Below are 3640 nucleotides of genomic sequence, written 5' to 3' on the forward strand. Positions count from 1 at the left end.
CCCTCAAATAGGCCGAGAGCCGCTTCTCGACCGCCTTGCTCATCTCGAAGGTCTTGTAGCTGCCGGCGTTCTTGCGGCTGACGATTCTAGTGCCGAGGATCTTCTTCTTGCCGTTCACGATTTTGTAGGTGGTGCGGTAAAGCAGCTTTTCCCTGTGGTATGTCGTGGTGATCTGGTGGACGCCGAGAAAGGCCCACTCGCCGACGACGCGGCGAACGCCGCCGGAAAACATCAGCGGACAGGCCGAGTTGCACATCGCGCCGCTGTCATAGGCGATGCCGGAATACGGCGCGGCCTTGCCGTCATTGTCCCGGCAATTCTTCATCTCCGGCGAGCAGCCGGAAAACTCCGTCGTGCCTACGGCGATGTCGAGCTTGTTCTTGCGGATCATGCGGCCGAGCTGCAGCGCGGCATCGACATTGCCGCCCGGGGAATTGACGACGACCGGCAATTGCCGGCCGGCAAGCGTCTTCAGCAGGCGCCTGAGCAGGGCCGGCACGCCGGCCTCGATGGTGCCTTCCGCAGAAATCCACTCGGGGCAGTTCGGCTCACAGCCAGGCGCGCTGCTGCGCACGACGGCAAAGCGCATCGGCGGACCAAGGTCGGGTGCCTCTTCCTTGGCTGCGGCGGTAAACGTGGCCAGCCCCACGGCAGCGGCCAAGCCCAGCCGGATCGGCCAGCGCCACCACCGAATGCTGTCTGAACGGCTTTCCCGAACCACGCTTGCAAAGCCCCCACGGGTACAACCCATACTAGTTGCAGCGATGTCGCTTGCAAACAGCTTTGAAAGGCCTGGCGCGATACTTCACCTTCGGAGCGCCGGAAACGAAAAAGGGCGGCCCGAAGACCGCCCTTTCCTTCTCGAACCGGCTGATGCCGGATCGATTATTCCTTGATGGTGACGACGATGCCGGCACCGACGGTGCGGCCGCCTTCACGGATGGCGAAGCGCAGCTTCTCTTCCATCGCGATCGGCACGATCAGCTCGACGTCGACGGTGATGTTGTCGCCGGGCATCACCATCTCGGTGCCGGCCGGCAGCGTCACGATGCCCGTCACGTCGGTCGTGCGGAAGTAGAACTGCGGACGGTAGTTGGTGAAGAACGGCGTGTGACGGCCGCCCTCGTCCTTGGTCAGGATGTAGGCCTCGGCCACGAACTTCTTGTGCGGCTTGACCGAACCCGGCTTGGCCAGAACCTGGCCGCGCTCGACGCCCTCACGGTCGACACCGCGCAGCAGCGCGCCGATGTTGTCGCCGGCCTGGCCCTGGTCGAGCAGCTTGCGGAACATCTCGACGCCCGTGCAGGTCGTCTTGGTGGTCGGACGGATGCCGACGATCTCAAGTTCCTCGCCGACCTTGACCACGCCGCGCTCGACGCGGCCGGTCACGACCGTGCCGCGGCCCGAGATCGAGAACACGTCCTCGATCGGCATCAGGAACGGCTTGTCCAGCGGACGAACCGGCGTCGGGATGTAGGCGTCGACCTGAGCCATCAGCTCGCGGATCGCATCCTCGCCGATGGTCTTGTTCGAATCCTCAAGCGCAGCCAGCGCCGAGCCCTTGACGATCGGAATGTCGTCGCCGGGGAACTCGTTCTTGGTCAGCAGCTCGCGAACCTCGAGCTCGACCAGCTCGAGCAGCTCGGCGTCGTCGACCTGGTCGACCTTGTTCAGGAACACCACGATCGAGGGCACGCCGACCTGACGGGCCAAAAGGATGTGCTCGCGGGTCTGCGGCATCGGGCCGTCGGCGGCCGAAACCACCAGGATCGCGCCGTCCATCTGCGCGGCACCGGTGATCATGTTCTTCACATAGTCGGCGTGGCCGGGGCAGTCGACGTGGGCATAGTGACGGTTGGCCGTCTCATACTCGACATGCGCCGTCGAGATCGTGATGCCGCGCGCCTTCTCTTCAGGCGCCGCGTCGATCTGGTCATAGCGCTTGTATTCGCCAAAATACTTCGTGATCGCCGCCGTCAGCGACGTCTTGCCATGATCGACGTGACCGATCGTGCCAATGTTCACATGCGGCTTGGTGCGCTCGAATTTACCTTTTGCCATAGTCTCTTTCCTTGGGCGGCCTTGACCTTCAGTTCAGTCGAATGCGGGGCGATTAGCGACAACGGCCGAAAAACACAAGTACCTTGTAGCCGAGCGTTCTCGCACTCGACCGAACCAATGATCCGATTACAGGGGACGTGACGCGGATATAGGGCCGCCGTGGATGAATTCAAATAGGCGGCCATCCACGTCTCGGACACCTCATCAACAGATTCCCGCGGATAGCAGCCCGATCGCCCGGAACTGGCCCATTGCCGCCGCGACATGGCTCTGATTTCTTCGGCGAATGCAGTTCATTCCGGCAAATATCCGCGGTCCCCTGTTCATGATCGTCTCGACGGGCTCCTACCTCGTCAACGACACGATGATGAAGCTCGCGACCACCGGACTGCCGCCATACGAGGTGCTCTTCCTGCGCGGCGTCGCCGCGACGCTGTGGGGTGTGCCGCTGCTCTTCATGCTGGGCTATGGCAGGCAGATCCCGCTGCTTTTCGAGCGCAAGGTGCTGCGGCGGAATCTTTGCGAGCTCGCCGCGATCCTCTGCTACGTCGTGGCCTTGGCCAACATGCAGATCGCCGATTCGACGGCGCTCGGCCAGATCACGCCGCTGCTGATGCTGGTCGGCTCCTCGATCCTGTTCGGCGAAAAGATCGGCGCCGCGCGCATGGCGCTGATCGGCCTCGGCTTTATCGGCGCTCTCATGGTGGCGCAGCCGACCATGCAAGGCATTTCCGTCTATGCCCTGCTGGCGCTCGGCAACGCGGCCCTGGCAGCGGCGCGCGACCTTGCCGGACGCAAAGTGGGCGCCGAGGTGCCAGGCATGATCGTCGCCATCTCCGCCGTCGTGGTGGTGGTGATCGGCTCAGGCATAGCGCATCTCGTCTCCGAGCAATGGACGATGCCGGAGGGTCGCCACCTCTTGCTGATCGCCGGCGCCGGCCTGTTCCTGATCTTCGGCCATTTCTTCATCTTCATGGCCTATCGCGTCGGACCGACCAGCGCGGTCGCACCCTTCTATTACTGCTTCACCGTCTGGGCGGTGATTTCCGGCCTGCTCGTGTTCGGGCAGTTTCCCAATGCGCTCGCCGTCTGCGGCATCCTGCTGGTCGTCGGCAGCGGCCTCGCCATCGTCTCGCTCGATGAAAGACGGCGGCGCCTGACCGTGGTTGCCTGAGGCATCCGATCCGCACAGCCTGGCGCCCTGCCCGCTTTCCAGCGGCGTCGGGCGGGATCGCTTGTCAATATACCGTCGCCGCGATCGCGCGCCGCGACCGGCCCAAAATCCGGCGATCGTCCGCGGCCGAACGAGCTGCGGGTTCCTGTTTCTACAGCGTGCGCTTGCCGCTGATCTGGTGGTGGGCCCAGAGCACGACGACCGAGCCGATGACGGCGACGATCAGGCTCCAGATGTTGAGGCCGGTGACGCCCGATGCGCCGAAAGCGCTGAAGATCACACCGCCGACGATTGCGCCGACGATGCCGAGCACGATGTCCATTATCATGCCTTGGCCGGTCTTGTTGACGATCTTGCTGACGATGAAGCCGGCGATGACGCCGAGAATGATCAAGCTGATGATGC

3 protein-coding genes and 1 pseudogene are annotated in these 3640 nt (G+C 63.5%); 1 reads left to right on the top strand and 3 read right to left on the bottom strand.

Annotated elements, in window-relative coordinates:
* Positions 1-589, bottom strand: a pseudogene (locus tag EOA29_RS28960) (hypothetical protein); the annotation flags it as partial.
* Between the two features lie 296 nt (positions 590-885).
* Positions 886-2061, bottom strand: a complete 1176-nt coding sequence (tuf, locus tag EOA29_RS28965) for an elongation factor Tu (protein ID WP_095805843.1) — start codon at positions 2059-2061, stop codon at positions 886-888.
* A 286-nt stretch (positions 2062-2347) separates the two neighbouring features.
* On the opposite strand from tuf, the gene EOA29_RS28970 reads away from it, so the two are divergent.
* Complete coding sequence (locus EOA29_RS28970; protein WP_126094126.1) at positions 2348-3235, top strand: DMT family transporter; 888 nt, start codon at positions 2348-2350, stop codon at positions 3233-3235.
* A gap of 151 nt (positions 3236-3386) precedes the next feature.
* Here the strand turns inward: EOA29_RS28970 and EOA29_RS28975 are convergent, their stop codons facing one another.
* On the bottom strand, positions 3387-3638 hold the full coding sequence (locus EOA29_RS28975) for a GlsB/YeaQ/YmgE family stress response membrane protein (RefSeq protein WP_127221949.1): 252 nt from the start codon (positions 3636-3638) through the stop codon (positions 3387-3389).
* Between the last annotated feature and the right edge of the window lie 2 nt (positions 3639-3640).

The sequence above is a fragment of the Mesorhizobium sp. M1E.F.Ca.ET.063.01.1.1 genome (assembly GCF_003998155.1).
Taxonomy (GTDB): Bacteria; Pseudomonadota; Alphaproteobacteria; order Rhizobiales; family Rhizobiaceae; genus Mesorhizobium.

Coding starts and splice junctions, on each gene's coding strand:
- tuf (WP_095805843.1), bottom strand. CDS start 2,061: ATGGCAAAAGGTAAATTCGAGCGCACCAAGCCGCATGTGAACATTGGC.
- EOA29_RS28970 (WP_126094126.1), top strand. CDS start 2,348: ATGCAGTTCATTCCGGCAAATATCCGCGGTCCCCTGTTCATGATCGTC.